Origin of the sequence: Cellulosimicrobium sp. XJ-DQ-B-000 (genome assembly GCF_031119065.1) — a bacterium.
GTDB classification, from domain to species: domain Bacteria; phylum Actinomycetota; class Actinomycetes; order Actinomycetales; family Cellulomonadaceae; genus Cellulosimicrobium; species Cellulosimicrobium funkei.
Window position 1 is genome coordinate 47,344 of the sequence record NZ_JAVHYN010000009.1, and the last position, 20,267, is coordinate 67,610.

Genomic DNA, 20,267 nt, shown 5'->3' on the forward strand with positions numbered 1-20,267 from the left:
CGGGCCGTGCCGTCAGAGCACCAGCGGGCCGAAGCAGACCAGCGGTACCGGCTCGGGCTCGTCGGCCACGGCCCGGGCGAGCGCCGTCCCCGGCATGGCGCCGTCGCGCAGCTCGGCGTGGAGCGACGGCATGACGCGCGCCGCGACGTCGTCGCGCAGCGGGGCCACGCTCGCGATCACCGCGCGGGCGCCGAGCCGCAGCAGGACGCTCGTCAGGCCGAGCGACTCGCCACCGATGCGCGGCGTCGAGAGCCCCACCTCGCACGCCGACAGCACGACGACCACACCGTGCAGGTCGGTGCCGTCGAGCTCGTGCGCGAACAGCGGGCCGTCGGCGAGCCGCAGCGACGAGAACAACGGGTTGTCGGTCTCGTGCGTGCCGTGCGCGGCCAGGTGCACGACCCCCGCGGTGCGCAGCCCGTCGACGACGGCCTCGCACGTCGCCTCCTCCCCCGCGAGCGCCTCGGCCCCCTCCCAGACGGACGCGACGAGCTTCGCCTCCGCGCCGGAGAAGCGCAGGCCCGGTCCGGCGACGACGAGCGCCTCGTCCGTCCGGCGCACCGGCTCGCCGTCGCGCAGGTCCACCCACGAGTTCGCCCACGTGCGCAGCCCGCGCCGCGAGGGCAGCGAGGCCCACGGCAGCGCGAGCAGCAGGTCGCGGGCAGCGACGTGGAGGTCGCCGTCCGCCTCGAGCGGGACGACGAGCGCGTCGTCGAGCGCGGCCAGCGTCCGGGACAGCGAGCCGACGGCGGCCTCGCGCATGGGGACCGGGATGAGCACGTTCGACAGGACCGCGAAGTCCGCGCGCGCACGGCGCACCTGCTCGGCGACCGCTGCGCGCGACGCGAGGCGCACGAGCCGGGAACCCCGGGCACTGACGCGGACGGCGAGCACGTCGTCGCCGTCCAGCATGAGGTCGGCCACGACCGCGTCGGACCCGGCGTCGGCCAGCGTGGCGCGCAGCCGCCGCTCCGACGCGGGGACCGGGGCCGCGGCCCCTCCCCCGTGCTGCCAGGAGCGCCGTCGTGCGTCGTCCTGGAGGCGCCGCGCCGCCTGGAGGTGGTCCTGCCGGCGCGCGAGGCTGGCCGCGTCCGAGGGCGCCCCCAGCGCGCGGGCCGCCTCGACCTCGCGCCGGGCGGCGGCGAGGAGGTCCGCGAGGACCGGGTCCGCCGGCGGGCGCACGCGGCCCGTCCCGGCGAACGCCGCCCGGCCACGCTCCACGGCGTCGAAGATCGTCCCGGGGCGCCGGGTGCGCAGCGCGGCCTCGACGTCGACGTTGCCGAGCCGCACGCCGTGCACCGCGGACGCCGTCACCGCGTCCACGGACCCCAGCCGCGCCCGGTGGTCCGCGAGCGCCGCCTGGCCGCGCCGCACGGCGCGGACGCCGGCGCGCCGGTCGCCCGCCACGAACGCGAGCTGCGCGAGGACCGCCTCGTGCTGGAGCCGGACGGGGAGCGGTGCGCGGCCGAGCCGCGGGGGCACGGCCCGCAAGACCTCCTGCGCCCCGCGCACGTCGCCCGCGGACACGAGCCACTCGACGGCGAGGAGTCGCGCGGGGACCGTGATCCCGAGACCCGAGACGCTGCCCAGGGTCTCACCGTCGTGCGCGAGGTCGAGCGCCCAGGTCGCGTGCCGACGGGCGCGCGCCGGGCCCACGGGTGTCGCGCGGTGCTCGGTGAGCGCCGCCTGGAGCTCCGCGACGCGGGCGCGCAGCACCCACGGCCTGTTGCCGAGGCGGTCGAACCGGCGCGACGCCGAGCGCGCGAGGCGCCGCGCCTCGGCGTACCGCCGCAGGCCGAGCACGACGCGCGACCGGACCAGCTCGACCTCTGCGAGGTCGCGCAGCATGCGGTAGCGGGAGAGGTGCTCGCGCGCCTCGCTCAGCGCCTCGTCCGCCTCCGTGAGCAGGCCGGCGTCGAGCAGCACCTGCGCGCGGTCGATGAGCCCGACGGCGGCGTGCCGGTCCGGCGCCTGCGCCGCGGCCTCGTCCATGGCGCGCAGGGCGACCGGCAGGTCGCCGCGCAGGTACTCCGCGTACCCGAGGTTGTGCCGGGCCTTGGACACCAGGAGCTCGTCCCCGAGCGCGGTGGCCCGGTGGACGGCGTCGTCGAGGTCGCGGCTCGCCCCCTCGGCGTCGCCCAGCTCGAGGCGCAGGGAGCCGAGGTTGAGCAGCAGGACGGCCGCGTCGAGGGGGCGCGCGTCGTCGATGACCTCGGCCGCCGTCTCCAGCTCGTCCAGCGCGGCGGAGACGTCGCCGGTCCGCAGCCGCAGGAGCCCGCGCTGCGACCGCACGACGAGGGCCAGGTCGCGCATGGCCAGCGCGGCACCGCGCGCCTCGACCTCGGCGAGCCGTTCGTAGGCGCCGTCGACGTCGCCCGTCAGCTCGAACTCGGCGAGCGCGAGCCCCAGCAGGGCGCGCGCGGCCAGGTAGGCGTCGTCCCGGCTCGCGTCCTCGCCCGCGGCGTCGACGTCCTGGACGATCTGCGCGAACGCGCGGCTCGCGCGCCGGTGCTGGCCGCGCGCGTTCACGGCCTGCGCAGCGGCCAGCCGGGCCTCGAGCACCTCCCGGCCGCTGCGCACCACCGTTCATCACCTCATGCGTCGTCACCCGGGGTCGGGACCAGACCCGTCGCCAGGGTAATGGACGGCCACAGCCAGGCGCAGCGGTCCGGCGCGCCCTGGCCGGGCTCCACGACGTCCGGGTCCGTCGGGTCGTCGCCGATCCGCTCGAGCAGCGACGCCGCGAGCTCGCCCGCGAGGACGGGCGCCGCGAACGACGTCCCGCTCCACGTGGCGAACCCGCCCTGGAACCCCTCGGGGTCGATCGTGGCGCGGAACCCCGGTCCCCAGAGCTCGGGGACGTGGCGCGAGGGCGCGACGGCGCCGTCGATCGTGCGCGGGATCGTGGACACGAGGGACGCGCCAGGACGGGTGCACGTGATCCACGGGCCGTCGTTGCTGAAGAGCGACACCGTCCCGTCGGGGTTCTTCGCGCCGACCGTGAGGACCGGCGGCTCGTCGAGGAGCAGCGTCACCCCCTCGAGCGGGACGGGAGGGCTCACCTTCCGGTCGATCCGCGGGGCGAACGCCGCGGGGTAGGTCGGGCGGGTCTGGCCGTCGTTGCCCGACGACACGACGACGATGACGCCGTACCGGCGCAGCGCGCGGATGAGCGCCCCGAACGGGGCGTCGAAGTCCGCGTCCTCCGGGCGCTCGTGGTAGTACCCGAGCGAGAGCACGAGGACGTCGATCGGGGCGTAGCCGTCGCGACCGGCCAGGCCGAGCACGTGCCACAGGAGCACGCGGCGCAGCGTCCGCAGCAGGTCGCGCTCCGGCACGACGCCCGACCCGCCGTAGAGGCGCGGGGCGAGAATGACGGCGTCCGGGCAGAGCTGGTGCACGAGACCCGCGATGAACGTCCCGTGGCCCGCGACCGGGTCGAGCGGGCCGGTGAGGGGCGAGACCGACACGCCGCCGATCTCCGGGTCCTCGTACGGGTACTCCGTCGGCGGGAGGGTCGACAGCGGCTGACCGAGCAGCTCGGGATCGCGCACGACGATCGTGCCGCGCGTCTCGAGGTCGTCGTCGAACCACGGGTGCTCGCCGACGCCGGTGTCGAGCACGGCGACGACGGGGCGGCGGACGCCGTCGCCCGCGACCCACGGCGTCTCCCCCGCGGGCAGCGTGCGGCGCGGCACGGGGCCGATCCAGCTCACGGGCGTGCGGCCGCCCGAGCCCGGGAGCGAGTACTCGGCCGTGCCCGCGAAGGGGTGCGGCTGCGTGTAGGGGTGGGGCTGGGTGTACGGGTGCGGCTGCGTGTAGGGGTGGGGCTGGGTGTACGGGTGCGGCTGCGTGTACGGGAACGGCTGGGTGTACGGCTGGCCGCCGATGAACGGGGTCGGCGCGACCATGTGGTCGAGCGCGAGCCGCGGGCTGTGCCGGTCGTCGGGGCACAGCCGTCCGCGCAGCTCCTCGACGAGGTGCCAGGCGTCCGGGAGCTGTCCCTGGGCGTCGTCGCGGTAGCGCAGGCGCACGGAGTAGCCGAACGTGCGGAGCAGGTCGGTCGTCGTCTCCGGGTCGAGGCCCGCCTCACGGACGAGCTCGGCGTCGTCGAGGCTCTCCTGCTGCACCTCCACGCGGAGGCCGAGACGCTCGGCCGCGCGCTCGAGCCACCGCAGCGAGCGGTTCCCCTCGCGGTCGAACGGCGACTCGGGGATGAGGATGCGGTCGCCCACGTACCAGGTCGGGTGCGGGGACTGCTGCCCGGCGCGACGCTGCGCGGCGACCGGGTCGATCGTGCGGGTGCGCCACTGGAGCCGGCTCGGCCGGTCGCCGAAGAAGCCGGGGTCCGCCGCTGCGGGGGGCTCAGGGGTCTCGCTCACGTGCTCCTCCTCGGGAGATGACGTTCGTCCGGTGCCGCGCGCGTCGTCGTCGACGGGCGGCCGCCCGCGCACCGCTGCGCGGGGAAGGGTTGCTGGTGGTGGTGCGGTCGGTGGGCCGCGGGCGTCGCCCGCGGCCCACCGGGTGCTAGAGCTCGACGACCGGCGTGCTCACGGCGCCGCCGGCGCCGTCGGCGCGGCGGACCACGAGGCTCGCCGGGCCGCGGTCGACGGCCTCGAAGACGAAGCGGCCGTCGTCGTCGCTCGTCGTCTCGCTCACCACGCCGGGGCGGTGCAGCTCGACGCGCAGCGCCGTCGCGGGGGCGGCCCAGCCGTCGATGCGGATGCGGCCGTCGTCCGTCGGGGACAGCGAGATCATCACCGTGACGGACTCGGACGTGAACGTGATCGTGCGCGCCTCGACGGGCGGCGCGTCGCCGCGCACGGACGTCGCGGGAGCCTGGACGTACTCCAGCTCCATGACCTCGGCCTCGAGCCCGGCGAGCGTGATCGCGAAGAGCGACCGCTCGACGAGGCCGTCCGGGACGGGGTCGATCTCTTCGGCGATCCGCGCGAGGTCGGCCAGGAGGGCGAGGTCGACGGCGTCGAGCGGCTCGTCGGGGCTGTGCGTCGGCTCGGTGCTCATGATGCTTCCCACGGTTCCCCCTGGTCGTCGATGATGTCGCGCAGCTTGGCGAGGCAGCGGCCCCGCGTGGAGCCGATGCTCCCGACGGGCATGCCGATGGCGGCCGAGATGGCCTTGTAGTCCGGACGGTCGGCGAGCGACACGAGGTGCAGGAGCTGGCGGCAGCGTTCCGGCAGCCGGTCGAGCGCGGCCCAGAGGGAGCGGTCGCGCTCGTTGCGGAGCACCTCGACGTCCGGCGTCGGGTCGCCCGACGGGAGCTCGGGGACGCCCTCGTCGGTGTCGTCCGGGAGCTCGGTGCGCCGTCGGGCCTCGTCGCGGTGCTTGCGCACGGCCTCCCAGGCCGCGCGCTTGGCCGTGATGAGCAGCCACTTGAGGACGGCGTGCGGCTCCTTGATGGTCATCGCGTTGCGCACGAGCGCGACCCACACCGTCTGGACGAGGTCGTCGGCCTGCTCGCGCTCGACGCCCTGCGCGCGCACCGTGTGCCACAGGAGGGGGGAGGCCTCGCGGACGAAGTCACCGAGCGCCTCCGGGCGGCCGTCGCGGTACTCCAGGAGCGCGAACGCACCCCGGTCCCCCAGGCTGAGGCCCGGTTCGCCGGTGTCGGCCACCTCGTCGGTCGTTCTGGTCATGGGGCGCACTGTCCTCGGCACGCTCGTCCGGTCAGGCATCAGCGGGGGGTCCCCGGAAGCGCCTGATTCTACGGCCGGGCCGGTGGGGTCGACAACCATCGTCACTGGTCACACCCCTCCCGGCTCGTGCGGTTGCGTCGCATCTCGTCCCTCCGGCACACGGGCGGGAGCGTCTGGTCGGCGCTCCTCCACCCGGACGAGAGGGGCGGACCGCCCGTCTGATACATCGCGGTCGGCTCCGTCCGGAGCGATCCCTGTCCGGGACCCGCACCGGCGGACCCGTCCGGATCCCGCACCGCTCCGAACCCGGGGCGACGCGCGGAGAGGCCGCGCGACCACCGAGCGGAGACCACCATGACCTCGTCCCCGAACCGCCTGCTCGCAGCCGTCTTCGGCACCGTCTACCTGCTGGTCGGCCTCGCCGGCTTCGTCGTGACGTCGGGGGTCGGCTTCGCCGCCACCGAGGGCCGCAACCTCCTGCTGTTCGAGGTGAACCCCCTGCACAACATCGTCCACCTCGGCATCGGGGCGGCGCTGCTGCTCGCGTCGCGCAGCGTCCGGGCCGCGCGCGGCACGAACGTCGCGATCGGCGCGGTGTACCTCCTCGTCGGCGTGGTGGGGCTGTTCCTCGTCGACACCGGCGCCAACATCATCGCGCTCAACGGCGCCGACAACGTGCTGCACCTCGCCAGCGCTCTGCTGCTCCTCGGCGTCGGGCTCGCCGCGGACCGCGAGGACGCGGGCCGCGCCGTCACGGCATGACGACGCCCGTCCCGACCCGCCGCGTCGGCGCCGCGCTCGCGCTGCTCGGCGCCGGGATCGTCGACCTCGGGCTCGTCCGGGGCGCGTTCCCGGCGCCGTCCGGCCTGCTCGCGCTGGCCACCGGGGCCGGGGAGCTCGTCGTCGCGCTCGTGCTCCTCGCCCGCGGGCCGCGGCCCGGGCGCCCGACGGCGGTCCCGCGCGCCGGGATCGCCCTGCTCCTCGTCGCGACCGTCGCCGGGGTGGCCGTGCCCGTCGCGTCCGGCGTGCCGCTCTCCGCGGGTGCGGCCGCCGCGGCCGCCCTGCGGGTCGCGACGGCGTGCGTCCTCGCCCGACCGGCGCGCGTCCCCGCCGACGGCCCGCCGGCGCGCGCCGGGGCGCGGCTCGTCGCGCTCTTCTCGGTGTCCGTCGTGGTCGCCGCCGTCGCGACGTTCGGTCTCGGCGGGACCGACGCCGCGCGGCACGCCGTGCCGCACGGGTCCCACCTGCCCGCCCTGGGGCACCTGCCGGGGCACGGCCCGGCCCACGACGGCGGGCCCGGCACCGCGCCGTGAGGGCCCGACGGCGGCTGCCCCCGGCGCGGCGCCACGCCTCCCGGAGGGTACGAGTTCTCCCGTAACCGCGGGGCCCGAAGTTCCGGGGAATCCCTCATGCCGCGCGGCGGGCACCGGGCCTAGCGTCGGGAGCGACCCCTGCACCCACACCGCGGGTGCGGACCGGCGAGGCGCGACGACGCGCCCCGCCCGAGCACGAGGAGCACCTCCGTGAGAACAGTCCTCCCCGGCCGCACGCGCGGCCTCACCGGGCGCGCGCTGCGCGCCCTCGCCTCCGTCGTCGCCGCGGCGACCGTCGTCGCGGGCGGAGCGCTCGCCGCCGCGCCCGCGACCGCCGCGGCGCCGTCGGCCGCGCCCGCCGCTCCCGTGAGCGCCGCCGCGCCGTCGGGCAGCACGCAGTGGCTCACCGGCTACTGGCACAACTTCGACAACGGCTCCGTGACGATGCGCCTGTCCGAGGTCCCCCAGGCGTACAACCTCGTCGCGATCGCGTTCGCGGACAACCTCGCCGGGACCCCCGGCGGCATCACGTTCAACCTCGCGAGCGCGGAGCTCGGCGGCTACACCGAGGCCCAGTTCAAGGCCGACGTCGCGGCCATCCGGGCGCAGGGCCGCAAGGTCGTGATCTCCGTGGGCGGGGAGAAGGGCAACGTCATCGTCTCGAACGCGACCGAGGCGAAGAACTTCGCCGACACCACGTACGCGCTCATGCAGAAGTACGGCTTCGACGGCGTCGACATCGACCTCGAGCACGGCATCAACGCCACGTACATGTCGAGCGCCCTCCACCAGCTCGCGGCGAAGGTCGGTCCGAGCCTGATCCTCACCATGGCGCCGCAGACGATCGACTACCAGGCGACGAGCATGGGGTACTACCAGCTCACCCTCGCGATCAAGGACATCCTCACGATCGTCAACACCCAGTACTACAACTCCGGCTCGATGATGGGCTGCAACCAGCAGGTCTACTCGCAGGGCACGGTCGACTTCCTCACCGCGCTCACCTGCATCCAGCTCGAGATGGGCCTGCGCCCCGACCAGGTGGGCATCGGCGTACCGGCCGTGCCGCGCGCCGCGGGCGGCGGCTACCAGCCGCTCGCGAACGTCGTCAAGGCCGTCGACTGCCTCGAGGTCGGCACCGGCTGCGGCGCCTTCAAGCCCGCGAAGCCGTACGGCAAGATCGGCGGCGTCATGACCTGGTCGATCAACTGGGACAAGACCAACGGCTACCAGGTCGCGTCCGTGATCGGCGGCCGCCTCGCGAGCGGTCCGACCACGCCCACGGAGCCGACCAACCCCACCGAGCCGACCAACCCCACCAACCCGACGAACCCCACCAACCCCGGGACCTGCACCGCGACCGCGTGGTCGGCCTCCGCCGTCTACACCGGTGGCGCCCGCGTCTCCCACCAGGGCCGCACCTACGAGGCCAAGTGGTGGACCACCAACGAGAACCCCGCGCAGAGCGGGCAGTGGGGCGTCTGGAAGGACCTCGGCGCCTGCTGACCCGGCCGGCGCACCCTCGGGCGACCTGCTGAGACGACGACGGCGCGGCACCCTGGTCGGGTGCCGCGCCGTCGTGCGTGGTGCGGACTCAGGACCGTCCGCGGGGAGGACTGCCGTCAGGCGGCGTCGTCCTCGAGCAGCTTCGTCGTCTTGGACTGGTCCAGCGGGATACCGGGGCCCATCGTCGTCGTCAGCGTGGCCTTGGTGATGTACCGGCCCTTCGAGGACGACGGCTTGAGACGCAGGACCTCTTCGAGGGCCGCCGCGTAGTTCTCCACGAGCGCCTTCTCGTCGAACGAGACCTTGCCGATGATGAAGTGCAGGTTGCCGTGCTTGTCGACACGGAACTCGATCTTGCCGCCCTTGATGTCCGACACGGCCTTCGCCACGTCCATCGTCACGGTGCCGGTCTTCGGGTTCGGCATGAGACCACGGGGGCCCAGCACCTTGCCCAGACGACCGACCTTGCCCATGAGGTCCGGCGTCGCCACGGCGGCGTCGAAGTCGGTGTACCCACCGGCGACCTTCTCGATCAGGTCGTCGCCGCCGACCTCGTCGGCACCGGCCGCACGGGCCTCCTCCGCCTTCGCCGCGTTCGCGAAGACGATGACGCGGGCGGTCTTGCCCGTGCCGTGGGGGAGGTTGACCGTGCCACGGACCATCTGGTCCGCCTTGCGCGGGTCGACACCGAGGCGGAACGCGACCTCGACGGTCGCGTCGTACTTCACGGTCGACGTCTCCTTGGCGAGACGGATCGCCTCGAGCGGCGCGTAGAGACGCTCGCGGTCGATCTTCTCCTCGGCGTTGCGGTACGCCTTGCTGCGCGTTGCCATCTGCTTCTCCTTCTGCAGTCGTGGTCAGCGGGTCCGCGCGGACCCTGCCACTGCCGCCCACGGTCGTGGACGGACACTTCCGATGTTGCCACGCTCGGCCCGACGCATGGTCTGCTCGGGCCGAGCGCCGCTCACGCTCCGGCAGGACTCGCTGGCGCTCGTCCTACCTCCGCGCTCGCTCTGCTCAGCCCTCGACAGTGATGCCCATCGAGCGGGCCGTGCCGGCGATGATCTTCGACGCGGCGTCGAGGTCGTTCGCGTTGAGGTCCTCGAGCTTGGTCTGGGCGATCTCGCGCACCTGGTCCGCGGTGATCTTCGCGACCTTGGTGGTGTGCGGCGTCGCCGAGCCCTTCTGCACGCCCGCGGCCTTCTTGATGAGCTCCGCCGCCGGCGGGGTCTTCGTCACGAAGGTGAACGAGCGGTCCTCGTAGACCGTGATCTCGACGGGGATGACGTTGCCGCGCTGCGACTCGGTCGCCGCGTTGTAGGCCTTGCAGAACTCCATGATGTTCACACCGTGCTGACCGAGCGCGGGGCCGATCGGCGGCGCGGGCGTCGCCGCACCGGCCTGGATCTGGAGCTTGATGAGGCCGGAGACCTTCTTCTTGGGAGGCATGACTCTTCCCTGGCTTTCTTCTCGTGGGCCGACGCCGTGGGCGATGACCCGGTTGCAGTACTGCGCTCACGCGGGGCGGCTCGGGCCGCCCGCGCGTCAGATCTTGGCGACCTGGTTGAACGACAGCTCGACCGGGGTCTCCCGGCCGAAGATGGAGACGAGGACCTTGAGCTTCTGGTTCTCGACGTTGATCTCGGAGATCGTGGCGGGCAGCGTGTCGAACGGGCCGTCCGTGACGGTGACCGACTCGCCGACCGTGAAGTCGACCTCGACGGGAGCCTTCGCCGCGGCCTGCGCGGGCTTGCCGGCCTCCGGGGCGGGGGTGAGCATCGGCGCGAGCATCGAGAAGACCTCGTCGAGCGTCAGCGGCACCGGCTGGTGGGTGTGCCCGACGAAGCCGGTGACACCGGGCGTGTGGCGCACGGCGCCCCACGACTCGTCGGTGAGGTCCATACGCACGAGGACGTAGCCGGGGATGCGCACGCGTCGGACGATCTTCTTCTGCGCGTTCTTGATCTCGGCCACCTCCTCCATGGGGACCTCGATCTGGAAGATGTAGTCCTCCATGTTCAGGCTCTGGATGCGGTTCTCCAGGTTGGCCTTCACGCGGTTCTCGTAGCCCGCGTAGGAGTGGATGACGTACCAGTCGCCCGGCTGCGAGCGCAGCGTGCGCTTGAACTCTGCGACCGGGTCCTCGATGACGTCGCCGTCCTCGTCGGCCGGGCGGACCTCGTCGGCCTCGTCGTCGTCCGACGGCTCGTCGTCGTCCGACGCGTCGTCGGTCTCGTCAGCGGCGTCGTCCGTCGCGTCGTCGTCGGCCTCGTCAGCGGCGTCGAGGGCCTCGTCGGCTCCGTCGACCGCCGGGACGTCCGTGGTCTCGTCGACGTCGTCCTGGGCACCCTCGGGCTGCGTCGGGTCGACGTTCTCCGTCTGGTCCAGCGACTCCTGGGACACGAACGAACCTGCTTTCTCAACGAACTGCTCGAAGACTTCTTCTGGAAGCGCCGACGGCGCCCCGAGAGGCGCCGGCTGCCGTGCTGACCCGGCCTGGCCGGGGAAGGTCGTGCGCTAGCCGAAGACCCACCGGACGGCCTGGCCGATCCCGAGGTCGAGGACGGTCACGAACGCCATGACCACGACCACGAAGACGAGGACCACCGTCGTGTAGGTGATGAGCTCGGACCGCGTCGGCGTGACGACCTTGCGGAGCTCGGCGACCACCTGGCGCACGAACAGGGCGATGCGCGCGAAGACGTTGGGCTTCTTGTCCGCGGACGGACCGCCCTTCTTCTTCACCTCGTCGGCGCGTGCACCGCCTGCGCCCACGGCCTCTGACGGCGATTCGCTCACTCGATCTTCCCCATCGCTCACGTACGGGACCTGCTCGAACCCTCGGTGCGACCCGGTGCCGGGCCGCGCGCGGATCCCGGGAAGGTCCCGCGAGAGCCACGCCGTGCAGGGTAGACAGGACTCGAACCTGCAACCTGCGGTTTTGGAGACCGCTGCGCTACCAATTGCGCCACTACCCTTCGTGCCGACGGCGCCCCGCACGGCCTCGATCCCCGGACGAAAGTCGTCTCACGGGCGCGGACCAGCGTGGCGGGCGTCAACCACCGAGGGATCACTGTACGCGACGCGGCGCCCCTGGTCGAACCACCGTCCACCGATCGGTGGACACGAGGTCCGGACGAACGGGCGTCGCGGCCCGGGGGCTCGCGCCGACACGCTGGTCCCATGACGACGACACCCCTCCCCGCCGGCCCCCGCGGCGCCGGCTCCGGCCCCGGCGCCGGGCAGAGCGGACCGGCCGTGGACGTGCGCGGCCTGCGCAAGCGCTACGGGCCCAAGCAGGCCGTCGACGGCATCGACCTGCGCGTCGAGCGCGGCGAGATCTTCGCGGTCCTCGGCCCCAACGGCGCCGGGAAGACCACCACGGTCGAGATCCTCGAGGGCTTCCGCCGCCGGGACGCGGGCGAGGTCCGCGTGCTCGGCGAGGACCCCCAGACCGCGGGCCGCGCCTGGCGCTCGCGCCTCGGCGTCGTCCTCCAGGACTCGCGCGACCAGGCCGAGCTCACGGTCGCCGAGCTCGTCCGGCACTTCGCGACGTTCTACCCGACGCCGCGGGACCCCGACGAGGTGATCGACGCCGTCGGGCTGCGGGAGAAGGCCCGCACGCGCACGCGCCAGCTCTCCGGCGGGCAGCGCCGACGGCTCGACGTCGCGCTCGGGATCGTCGGCCGGCCGGAGCTGCTGTTCCTCGACGAGCCCACGACGGGGTTCGACCCCCAGGCCCGCCGCGCGTTCTGGGCGCTCGTCCGGTCGCTGCGCGAGGACGGCACGACGATCCTGCTCACGACGCACTACCTCGACGAGGCGGCCTACCTGGCCGACCGCGCGGCCGTCGTGCGGTCGGGGCAGGTCGTCGCGCTCGACGCGCCCGACCGCCTCGGGGGCGCGGAGGCGCGCCGTCCCGTCGTGCGGTGGCTCGACGGCGGCACCCGGCGCTCCGAGCGCACGGACTCCCCCACCGCGGTCGTCGCGGCGCTCGCCGCGCGGTACCCCGACGGCGAGGTCCCCGGGCTCGAGGTGACGCGCCCGAGCCTCGAGGACGTCTACCTCGAGCTCATCGGTGAGCCGGCCGCGTCGAGCGACCCGGCCCCCGACCCGGACCGGCCCGGCGCACCCGCCGCGGCCCGCACGCCCGACGACGCGACCGTCGTCGTCCCCGAGGAGGCCCGACCGTGACCGTCGCCCCGACCACGCGCGCCCCGCGCGCCGCCCTGCCCGGGGCCGCCCGCCTCGGCATCGAACGCACGCGCGCCGAGCTGCGCGGGTTCTTCCGCGAGCGCGACGCGGTCGTCTTCATCTTCACGTACCCGCTCATCATGCTCGCGATCTTCGCGACGGTGTTCGACGGGCAGGACCAGGGTGACGCGGGCTACTCCGTGCCCTTCGCGCAGTACTTCCTGCCGGGCATGATCGCGACGGGCGTCATGCTCACGAGCTTCCAGTCGCTCGCGATCTCGATCGCGGTCGAGCGCGACGACGGTGCGCTCAAGCGCCTGCGTGCGACCCCGCTGCCCGCGTCGGCGTACTTCTACGGCAAGGTGGGCCTGGTCCTCGCGACCTCGATCGTGCAGACGGCGCTCCTGCTGCTCCTCGCGGCCGTCGTGTACGACGTCCCGATGCCCTGGGACATGCCCGACGCCGCGACCCGGCTCACGACGTTCGCGTGGGTGTTCGTGCTCGGGTGCGCCGCGGGCGCCGTGTGCGGGGTCGCGTTCTCGTCGCTGCCACGCTCGGGCCGCTCCGCGACGGCGGTCGTCACGCCCGTCGTGCTCGTGCTGCAGTTCATCTCCGGGGTGTTCTTCGCGTTCTTCGCGCTGCCCGCGTGGATGCAGACCGTCGCCTCGGTGTTCCCGCTCAAGTGGATGGCTCAGGGCATGCGCTCGGTCTTCCTCCCCGAGCAGGCCGCGGCGCTCGAGCCGTCCGGGTCGTGGCAGCACGGCGCGACCGCTGCTGTACTGGTCGCATGGCTGGTCCTGGGGCTCGTGGTGGGCGCGCGGTCGTTCCGGTGGCGGCGCCGTGACGACGGCTGACCCGCCGTCGCCCGCGGGCGGGCTCCCCGCGGCCGGGGACCGGGCCGGGGGCGAGGAGGGGGCCAGGGACGGTGCGGCCACGGCCCAGCTCGACGGCACCTGGGCGCGCGACGTGCGCTGGTGGGACGTGGCGTTCTACGTCATCGTCGTGCTCAGCGCGCTCGCGCTGCTCACCGCGGGCGTCGCCGGCACGGCCCTGCTCGTGTCGCTCGCCGCGCTCGGGACGATCCTCCTGGCCTACCTCGCGTGGGGGCGGCGCGCGGCCCGCACGCGCGCCCAGGTGCCGGCGCACCTCTACCTCGTCGTCGCGATCGCGGGCACGCTCGTCGTCGTCGGGCAGGACGCGCTCGGCACGCTGCTCCTGTTCGCCGTCTTCACGCAGATCTGGATGCTCTCGGAGCACCTCTGGGCGCAGGTCGTGCTGTGCGTCGCGCTCGCGGCCGGCACCGCGCTCGCCCTCGCGTTCGACCCGGCGACGGGGCGCGTCGAGCCCGACGAGCTCGCGAGCGCCGCGCCGCAGATGGGCGTCGCGCTCGCGTTCGCGCTGAGCCTCGGGCTGTGGACGGCGCACACGATGCGGCAGTCGGAGCGGCACGCGCGCCTCGTCGACGCGCTGCGCGCGACGCAGGCCGAGCTCGCGCGCTCGCACCACGAGGCGGGCGTGCTCGCGGAGCGCGAGCGGGTCGCCCAGGAGATCCACGACACGCTCGCCCAGGGGTTCACGAGCGTCGTCATGCTCGCGCAGGCCGCGGGCGCCGACCTGGACCGGGGCGCCCCGGACGCGGCGCGCGAGCGCCTCGCGCTCGTCGAGTCGACGGCGCGCGACAACCTCGCCGAGGCCCGGGCCCTGGTCGCGGCCTCCGCGCCGGCCCCGCTGCAGGGAAGCACGCTCGGGGAGGCGCTGCGCCGCCTCGCGACGCGCTTCACCGAGGAGACGGGGACGCGCGTGGTGCTCGCGGCCGACGACGTCCCGGGGCTGTCGAGCGCCGAGGAAGTCGTGCTGCTGCGCTCGGCCCAGGAGGCGCTGACGAACGTGCGGCGCCACGCCGGGGCGGGCACGGTGCGGGTCGGGCTGCGCCACGACGCGGACGGGACCCTCCTGGAGGTGTGCGACGACGGTCGCGGGCTGCCCGACGACGCGGCCGAGGGCTACGGTCTGCGGGGCATGCGCGAGCGCGTCGCCGCGGAGGGCGGCAGCCTCGAGGTCGGGCCCGCGCCGGGCGGGGGCACGCGCGTCGCGGTGCGGCTGCCCGCGACGGGCGTGGGCACGGGCCGGACGGCCCCGACGAGGCGAGGAGCGGTGCGGTGACGGGGACGACGGGCCGGGACGGCGCGGTGCGGGTGCTCGTGGTCGACGACCACCCGGTCGTGCGCTCGGGCATCGTGGGGATGCTGGCCGCCGAGCCGGACCTCGCGGTGGTCGGGGAGGCGGGCGACGGCGCGCAGGCGGTGGAGCTCGCGCGCGAGCTGGCGCCCGACGTCGTGCTCATGGACCTGCGGATGCCCGTGCTCGACGGCGTGGGCGCGACCGCGGCGATCCTCGGCGCACCGGGCCGCGGGCGCGGGGCGGCGGGGCCGCGCGTCGTCGTGCTCACGACGTACGAGACGGACGCCGACATCCTGCGGGCCGTCGAGGCGGGCGCCACCGGCTACCTGCTCAAGGACACGCCGCGCGAGGAGCTCGTCGCGGGCGTGCGCGCCGCGGCGCGGGGGCAGACGGTGTTGGCGCCGAGCGTCGCGACGCGGCTCGTGACGTCGGTGCGCGGGACGGAGCGGCTCACGGACCGGGAGGTCGAGGTACTGAGGCTCGTGGCCCGCGGGCTGTCGAACGCGGCCGTCGGGCGCGAGCTGTTCATCGCCGAGGCGACCGTGAAGACGCACCTGCTGCGGGCCTTCGCCAAGCTCGGCGTGGACGACCGCACCGCCGCCGTGACGGTCGCGATGCAGCGCGGGTTCCTCCCCGGGGCGTGACGCGCGCGGACGCCGTCGGCACCCCGACCTGCGGCGGGACCTGCGCCGCAGTCGTCCCGCGCCCGACGGCGGGCGCCGGGCGCTCGTGACAGACTCCCGCTGTGCGAGACCTGGCGACGCTCCCGAAGGCCCACCTGCACCTGCACTTCACGGGGTCCATGCGGCCCGACACGCTGCGCGACCTCGCCGCGCAGTACGGCGTGCGGCTCCCCCACGCGCTCGTCGACGGCGACCCGCTGCGCCTCCCGCCCACCGAGCGCGGCTGGTTCCGGTTCCAGCGCCTGTACGACGCGGCGCGCGCGTGCGTGCGGTCCGAGGCCGACATGCGGCGCATCGTGCTCGAGGCGGCGCAGGACGACGCCGCGGAGGGGTCGGGGCGGCTCGAGATCCAGGTGGACCCGACGTCGTACGCGCCGTTCGTCGGGGGCATCACCCCGGCCGTGGAGATCGTGCTCGACGCCGCCCGGTCCGCGAGCGCCGCGACGGGGACGGAGGTCGCGGTGGTCGTCGCGGCGTCGCGCACGCGGCACCCGCTCGACGCGCGGACCCTCGCGCGGCTCGCGGCGCAGTACGCGGGCGAGGGCGCGGGCGAGGTCGTGGGGTTCGGCCTGAGCAACGACGAGCGGCGCGGGGACACGGCCGAGTTCGCGCGCGCGTTCGCGATCGCGCGACGGGCGGGGCTCGCGTCGGTGCCCCACGGCGGCGAGCTCCTGGGCCCCGGCCACGTGCACGAGGTCGTGCGCGAGCTGGTCCCGGACCGCCTGGGCCACGGGGTGCGGTCGGCGGAGGACCGGCGCGTCCTCGACGACGTCGTGGACCGGGGGATCGCGCTCGAGGTGTGCCCGGCGTCGAACGTCTCGCTCGGCGTCTACGAGGAGGCGGGGCAGGTCCCGCTCGGCGCGCTCGTCGACGCGGGCGCGCAGGTCGCGCTCGGCGCGGACGACCCGCTGCTGTTCGGGTCCCGGCTCGTCGGGCAGTACGAGACGGCGCGGCGCGAGCACGGGTTCTCCGACGCGGAGCTCGCCGACCTCGCGCGGTCGTCGATCCGGGCGAGCCGCGCGTCGTCGGGCACCAAGCGACGGCTGCTCGCGGGCGTGGACGACTGGCTCACGGCGGGCTGACGCCCGCGTGCGCGCTGGCCGCCGGGGATCGGCGGGCTGACACGAGCGGTCACGCGCGCGTCGCGACGACGAAGACGCGGCGGAACGGCAACAGGGTGCCCGCGCCGCGCTCCGGGTACGCGTCCCGCAGCGCGGCGGCGTACTGCGCGACGAACGCGTCGCGCAGGTCGTCGGGGAGGGCCTGGAGCACGGGGCGGGCGCCCGTCGCGGAGACCCAGCGCAGCACGGGGTCCGGGCCGTGGAGCACGTGGACGTACGTCGTCTCCCAGGCGTCGACGGTCCAGCCGAGGGTGGTGAGCGCGTCGAGGTACACCTCGGGGTCGTGCGCCGCGGGGCGCTCGACGCCCGCGGCGTGCGCCGCGTACGGGGGTCGGGCAGCGAGCTCGCGCAGGAGCCGGTGGCTCGGCGCGTCGTGGTTGCCGGGGACGGAGAACGCGAGCGCGCCGTCCGGGGCGACGTGGTCGGCGAGCCGGGGAAGCAGGTCGAGGTGGCCGGGCACCCACTGGAGCGTCGCGTTGCTCACGACGACGTCGGCGGGCGCGGGCGGCGCCCACGAGCGCACGTCCGCGAGCTCGTACCGCACCCAGGGCGCGGACGCGTCGCGCCGGGCGGCGGCCACCATGGCCGGCGACGCGTCGATCCCGGTGATCGCGGCGTCGGGCCAGCGCGCGTGCAGGAGGGGGGTCAGGTGGCCGGGGCCGGACCCGAGGTCGACGACCGTGCGCGCGTCGACGGGGACGCGCGCCACGAGGTCGGCCATCGGGCGCGTGCGCTCGTCGGCGTGGCGGAGGTAGAGGGCAGGGTCCCAGTCGCGTGGCATGACGACTCCGTCCGGTCGCAGTATCTAGACGTCAACAATCTTGACATCAAGATACACGCGTCGTCCCGGCTCGTCGCGCGGACTCTCATGTGCGTCTCATCCGGCTCTCCGATACTGGGTCCATGACTCGCCGGACCGTCGCGTGGCTCGTGGGGGCGCTCGTGCTCGTCCTCGCCGGCGCCGCCGCGGCGGGCGCGCTCGCCGCGCGGCCGCAGGACCGCGACGTCGGCGTGGCCGTCGTCGTGACGCCCGCTCCCCCGACCGAGACCCCGACGACGCCGGCGCCGACGCCCAGCCCGACCGACGACGACGGCGACGACGACGACCAGGACGACGACCGCGTCACGCCCGCCCCGCCGTCGAGCGACGACCAGGACGACTCGGGGGACGACCCGGACGCCGACACGACCGACGACCAGGACGACGACCGCGACGGCCCGGACCGGGGCGACGGGTGAGGCGCCGGGCGCGTGGCGCGGGGCTCACGGTCCGCACCCGGATGCTCGCGGCGTTCCTCGGCCTGTCCGCCCTCGCGCTGCTCCTCGCGGGCGGCGCGGCGTGGTTCCTGCAGCGCGGCCAGCTCGACGCGCGCATCGACGAGAGCCTCGTGCGGAGCGCGAACGAGCTCCGGCGGATCGCGGGCTCCGGCGTGAACCCCGTGACGGGCGAGCCGTTCCGGTCCGCCGAGGACGTCGTCGTCGCGTCGATCCAGCTCACCGTGCCCGCCCAGAACGAGGGCGTGCTCGGGCTGCGCGAGGGTCGCACGCCGCTCGTGTCGCAGCAGGACGTGCGCCTGCGCCTCGAGGAGGACGCCGAGCTCGTCGCCGCGCTGTCGCCGCTCGTGGCGGGCGACCACGTGGTGCTGCGCTCGGTCGGGACGGCGACCGCGGACTACCGCGCGCTCGTCGCGCCCGTGCGTGCGACCGGGGCGGACGGCGCCGGGCCGCCCGCGGCACTCGTCCTCGCCTACGACCGCTCGGCGGAGCACGCCGAGTTCGCCCAGGTCTTCCGCACGTACGCCGTCGTCGCGCTCGGCGCGCTCGTGCTCATCGGCGTCGTCGGCTGGGTCGTGGCCGGCCGGCTCCTGCTCCCGATCCGCACGCTCTCGCGCACCGCGCAGCGCATCGGCGAGACCGACCTCTCCGCGCGGATCCCGGTCACGGGCAACGACGACCTCTCCGACCTGTCCCGCACCGTGAACGGCATGCTCGACCGGCTCGAGGGCGCGTTCGACTCGCAGCGCCGGCTCATCGACGACGTCGGGCACGAGCTGCGCACGCCCCTCACCGTGGTGCGAGGCCACCTCGAGCTCATGGACCCCCACGACGCGACCGACGCGACCGAGACGCGCGACCTCGCGCTCGACGAGCTCGACCGCATGAACCGCCTCGTGGACGACCTCGTGACGCTCGCGACCGCCGGGCGCCCGGACTTCGTGCGCCCGCTCGACACGGACCTCGGGCGCCTGCTCGACGACGTCCACGACAAGGTCCGCACGCTCGGCGACCGGCGGTGGCTCGTCGACGCGCGCGCGGACGTCGCGGTGCGGGCCGACGCGCAGCGCCTCACGCAGGCGCTCCTCCAGCTCGCGGCCAACGCGGTGAAGTTCTCGGCGCCCGGGTCGGCCGTCGCGCTCGGCTCGGCCGTGTCCGACGACGGCGCGCGCGTGCGCGTCTGGGTCCGCGACGAGGGCGTCGGGATCGCCCCCGAGCAGCAGGAACGGATCTTCGAGCGGTTCGCGCAGGCGACGACACCCGGTGTGGCGCACCCCGAGGGCGCCGGGCTGGGGCTCGCGATCGTCGCCGCGATCGCCGACGGCCACGGCGGCCGCGTCCACGTCGCCTCGACGCCAGGCGTCGGGTCGACGTTCACGCTCGACCTGCCGCTCGTGCCGGTCCCCGGGCAGGCCCCCGGGCCGACCGGTGACGCGGTAGCCCCGTACGGGGCGACCGCGCCGACCGCACCCACGGCGCCGTCCGCCGCGACCCCCGAGCTGCCGCCCGACACGCCGGACGCGCAGCCGACCAGCCCGGGGTCGGGCTCCGAGACCCGCACCCCGACCGGCAGCCGGAGCGGCACCGAGAACGACACCCAGAGCAGCACCGAGTCCGGCGCCGAGACCGGCACCGACCACGACGGAAGGACCACCCGGTGAGCCAGATCCTCGTCGCCGAGGACGAGACCCGCATCGCGTCGTTCGTGGCCAAGGGGCTGCGCGCCGCGGGCTACGCGAGCACCACGGTCGCGACGGGCCGCGAGGCGTTCGACCTCGCGAGCAGCGGCGACTTCGCGCTCCTCGTGCTCGACCTCGGCCTGCCGGACCAGGACGGCTTCACCGTGCTGCGCCGGCTGCGGGAGACCGGGAACGCGATCCCCGTCATCATCCTCACGGCGCGCACGTCGGTCACGGACACCGTCGCCGGGCTCGAGGGCGGCGCCGACGACTACATGGCCAAGCCGTTCCGCTTCGAGGAGCTCCTCGCGCGCATCCGGCTCCGGCTGCGCAGCGAGCCCGCGGGCGAGGTCACGGTGCTCACGCACGGTGCGCTGAGCCTGGACCTGCGCACTCGGCGGGCCCGGACGTCCGACCGCGAGGTCGACCTCTCCGCGCGCGAGTTCGCGCTCGCCGAGGCGTTCCTGCGCAACCCCGGCCAGGTCCTCAGCCGCGAGCAGCTCCTCTCGCGCGTGTGGGGGTACGACTTCGACCCCGGCTCCAACGTCGTCGACGTGTACGTGCGGTACCTGCGCAACAAGCTCGGCGCGGAGCACTTCGTCACCGTGCGCGGGATGGGCTACCGCCTCGCGGACGCGCCGCGGCGCTCCTGAACCGA

The 20,267-nt window shown here is 75.0% G+C and carries 20 protein-coding genes and 1 tRNA gene; 11 read left to right on the top strand and 10 right to left on the bottom strand.

What is annotated here, in order from left to right:
- Positions 1-12: 12 nt before the first annotated feature.
- The 4 genes from RDI86_RS12910 to RDI86_RS12925 form a co-directional block, all read right to left on the bottom strand.
- Positions 13-2,583, bottom strand: a complete 2,571-nt coding sequence (locus tag RDI86_RS12910; RefSeq protein WP_308821536.1) for a CHAT domain-containing protein — start codon at positions 2,581-2,583, stop codon at positions 13-15.
- 11 nt (positions 2,584-2,594) lie between these two features.
- The gene (locus RDI86_RS12915) at positions 2,595-4,382 is read right to left on the bottom strand and encodes a S8 family serine peptidase (protein WP_308821537.1); all 1,788 of its coding nucleotides are present in this window, start codon (positions 4,380-4,382) and stop codon (positions 2,595-2,597) included.
- Positions 4,383-4,527: 145 nt separating this feature from the next.
- A complete protein-coding gene (locus tag RDI86_RS12920) occupies positions 4,528-5,025 on the bottom strand; it encodes a hypothetical protein (RefSeq protein ID WP_034653625.1) in 498 nt (165 codons plus the stop codon).
- Entirely contained in the window at positions 5,022-5,657 is a 636-nt protein-coding gene (locus RDI86_RS12925; RefSeq protein WP_034653623.1) for an RNA polymerase sigma factor, read from the bottom strand. The genes RDI86_RS12920 and RDI86_RS12925 overlap by 4 nt, the downstream gene beginning before the upstream one ends.
- A gap of 354 nt (positions 5,658-6,011) precedes the next feature.
- On the opposite strand from RDI86_RS12925, the gene RDI86_RS12930 reads away from it, so the two are divergent.
- From RDI86_RS12930 to RDI86_RS12940, 3 genes are all read left to right on the top strand, one after another.
- On the top strand, positions 6,012-6,419 hold the full coding sequence (locus tag RDI86_RS12930; protein WP_021483202.1) for a DUF4383 domain-containing protein: 408 nt from the start codon (positions 6,012-6,014) through the stop codon (positions 6,417-6,419).
- Entirely contained in the window at positions 6,416-6,970 is a 555-nt protein-coding gene (locus RDI86_RS12935) for a hypothetical protein (protein WP_308821538.1), read from the top strand. The genes RDI86_RS12930 and RDI86_RS12935 overlap by 4 nt, the downstream gene beginning before the upstream one ends.
- A 210-nt stretch (positions 6,971-7,180) precedes the next feature.
- Positions 7,181-8,476: a glycosyl hydrolase family 18 protein gene (locus RDI86_RS12940; RefSeq protein WP_061268501.1), complete on the top strand. Its 1,296-nt coding sequence runs from the start codon at positions 7,181-7,183 to the stop codon at positions 8,474-8,476.
- A gap of 116 nt (positions 8,477-8,592) precedes the next feature.
- On the opposite strand, the gene rplA is transcribed toward RDI86_RS12940, so the two are convergent.
- From rplA to RDI86_RS12965, 5 genes are all read right to left on the bottom strand, one after another.
- Positions 8,593-9,309: a 50S ribosomal protein L1 gene (gene rplA / locus RDI86_RS12945; RefSeq protein WP_034653773.1), complete on the bottom strand. Its 717-nt coding sequence runs from the start codon at positions 9,307-9,309 to the stop codon at positions 8,593-8,595.
- Positions 9,310-9,493: 184 nt separating this feature from the next.
- Positions 9,494-9,925: a 50S ribosomal protein L11 gene (rplK, locus tag RDI86_RS12950; RefSeq protein WP_021482529.1), complete on the bottom strand. Its 432-nt coding sequence runs from the start codon at positions 9,923-9,925 to the stop codon at positions 9,494-9,496.
- A gap of 96 nt (positions 9,926-10,021) precedes the next feature.
- Positions 10,022-10,879 (bottom strand): transcription termination/antitermination protein NusG, encoded by an 858-nt coding sequence (nusG, locus tag RDI86_RS12955; protein WP_085388402.1) that lies wholly within the window; start codon positions 10,877-10,879, stop codon positions 10,022-10,024.
- A 114-nt stretch (positions 10,880-10,993) separates the two neighbouring features.
- Positions 10,994-11,275 carry a preprotein translocase subunit SecE gene (gene secE, locus RDI86_RS12960; RefSeq protein ID WP_031316181.1) on the bottom strand — a complete coding sequence of 94 codons (282 nt, stop codon included), beginning with the start codon at positions 11,273-11,275 and terminating at the stop codon, positions 10,994-10,996.
- A gap of 106 nt (positions 11,276-11,381) precedes the next feature.
- Positions 11,382-11,454 (bottom strand) — tRNA-Trp (locus RDI86_RS12965).
- Positions 11,455-11,659: 205 nt separating this feature from the next.
- Between RDI86_RS12965 and RDI86_RS12970 the strand changes: the two genes are divergently transcribed.
- The 5 genes from RDI86_RS12970 (at position 11,660) to RDI86_RS12990 (ending at position 16,616) form a co-directional block, all read left to right on the top strand.
- Complete coding sequence (locus RDI86_RS12970) at positions 11,660-12,670, top strand: ABC transporter ATP-binding protein (protein ID WP_308821539.1); 1,011 nt, start codon at positions 11,660-11,662, stop codon at positions 12,668-12,670.
- Entirely contained in the window at positions 12,667-13,524 is an 858-nt protein-coding gene (locus tag RDI86_RS12975) for an ABC transporter permease (RefSeq protein WP_168944717.1), read from the top strand. Before RDI86_RS12970 ends, RDI86_RS12975 begins: the two co-directional genes overlap by 4 nt.
- Positions 13,511-14,833, top strand: coding sequence for a sensor histidine kinase (locus RDI86_RS12980; RefSeq protein WP_308821540.1), 1,323 nt, complete (start codon positions 13,511-13,513; stop codon positions 14,831-14,833). Before RDI86_RS12975 ends, RDI86_RS12980 begins: the two co-directional genes overlap by 14 nt.
- Entirely contained in the window at positions 14,830-15,495 is a 666-nt protein-coding gene (locus tag RDI86_RS12985) for a response regulator transcription factor (RefSeq protein WP_082774644.1), read from the top strand. Before RDI86_RS12980 ends, RDI86_RS12985 begins: the two co-directional genes overlap by 4 nt.
- 101 nt (positions 15,496-15,596) lie before the next feature.
- Positions 15,597-16,616: an adenosine deaminase gene (locus RDI86_RS12990; protein ID WP_168944719.1), complete on the top strand. Its 1,020-nt coding sequence runs from the start codon at positions 15,597-15,599 to the stop codon at positions 16,614-16,616.
- A 49-nt stretch (positions 16,617-16,665) separates the two neighbouring features.
- On the opposite strand, the gene RDI86_RS12995 is transcribed toward RDI86_RS12990, so the two are convergent.
- Positions 16,666-17,436 carry a methyltransferase domain-containing protein gene (locus tag RDI86_RS12995; protein WP_308821541.1) on the bottom strand — a complete coding sequence of 257 codons (771 nt, stop codon included), beginning with the start codon at positions 17,434-17,436 and terminating at the stop codon, positions 16,666-16,668.
- Between the two features lie 122 nt (positions 17,437-17,558).
- Between RDI86_RS12995 and RDI86_RS13000 the strand changes: the two genes are divergently transcribed.
- Genes RDI86_RS13000 through RDI86_RS13010 form a run of 3 tightly spaced genes read left to right on the top strand, consistent with a single transcriptional unit; the run spans position 17,559 to position 20,262 of the window.
- Positions 17,559-17,894, top strand: coding sequence for a hypothetical protein (locus tag RDI86_RS13000; protein WP_308821542.1), 336 nt, complete (start codon positions 17,559-17,561; stop codon positions 17,892-17,894).
- 41 nt (positions 17,895-17,935) lie between these two features.
- A complete protein-coding gene (locus RDI86_RS13005; protein WP_251177559.1) occupies positions 17,936-19,591 on the top strand; it encodes a cell wall metabolism sensor histidine kinase WalK in 1,656 nt (551 codons plus the stop codon).
- The gene (locus RDI86_RS13010) at positions 19,588-20,262 is read left to right on the top strand and encodes a response regulator transcription factor (protein WP_034654727.1); all 675 of its coding nucleotides are present in this window, start codon (positions 19,588-19,590) and stop codon (positions 20,260-20,262) included. Before RDI86_RS13005 ends, RDI86_RS13010 begins: the two co-directional genes overlap by 4 nt.
- Positions 20,263-20,267: the final 5 nt, after the last annotated feature.

What these genes read in the sequence shown, in the direction of transcription:
- RDI86_RS12920 (WP_034653625.1), bottom strand. Translation starts at nt 5,025, where the DNA reads ATGAGCACCGAGCCGACGCACAGCCCCGACGAGCCGCTCGACGCCGTC.
- RDI86_RS12925 (WP_034653623.1), bottom strand. Translation starts at nt 5,657, where the DNA reads ATGACCAGAACGACCGACGAGGTGGCCGACACCGGCGAACCGGGCCTC.
- RDI86_RS12930 (WP_021483202.1), top strand. Translation starts at nt 6,012, where the DNA reads ATGACCTCGTCCCCGAACCGCCTGCTCGCAGCCGTCTTCGGCACCGTC.
- RDI86_RS12935 (WP_308821538.1), top strand. Translation starts at nt 6,416, where the DNA reads ATGACGACGCCCGTCCCGACCCGCCGCGTCGGCGCCGCGCTCGCGCTG.
- rplA (WP_034653773.1), bottom strand. Translation starts at nt 9,309, where the DNA reads ATGGCAACGCGCAGCAAGGCGTACCGCAACGCCGAGGAGAAGATCGAC.
- rplK (WP_021482529.1), bottom strand. Translation starts at nt 9,925, where the DNA reads ATGCCTCCCAAGAAGAAGGTCTCCGGCCTCATCAAGCTCCAGATCCAG.
- RDI86_RS12970 (WP_308821539.1), top strand. Translation starts at nt 11,660, where the DNA reads ATGACGACGACACCCCTCCCCGCCGGCCCCCGCGGCGCCGGCTCCGGC.
- RDI86_RS12995 (WP_308821541.1), bottom strand. Translation starts at nt 17,436, where the DNA reads ATGCCACGCGACTGGGACCCTGCCCTCTACCTCCGCCACGCCGACGAG.
- RDI86_RS13000 (WP_308821542.1), top strand. Translation starts at nt 17,559, where the DNA reads ATGACTCGCCGGACCGTCGCGTGGCTCGTGGGGGCGCTCGTGCTCGTC.
- RDI86_RS13005 (WP_251177559.1), top strand. Translation starts at nt 17,936, where the DNA reads ATGCTCGCGGCGTTCCTCGGCCTGTCCGCCCTCGCGCTGCTCCTCGCG.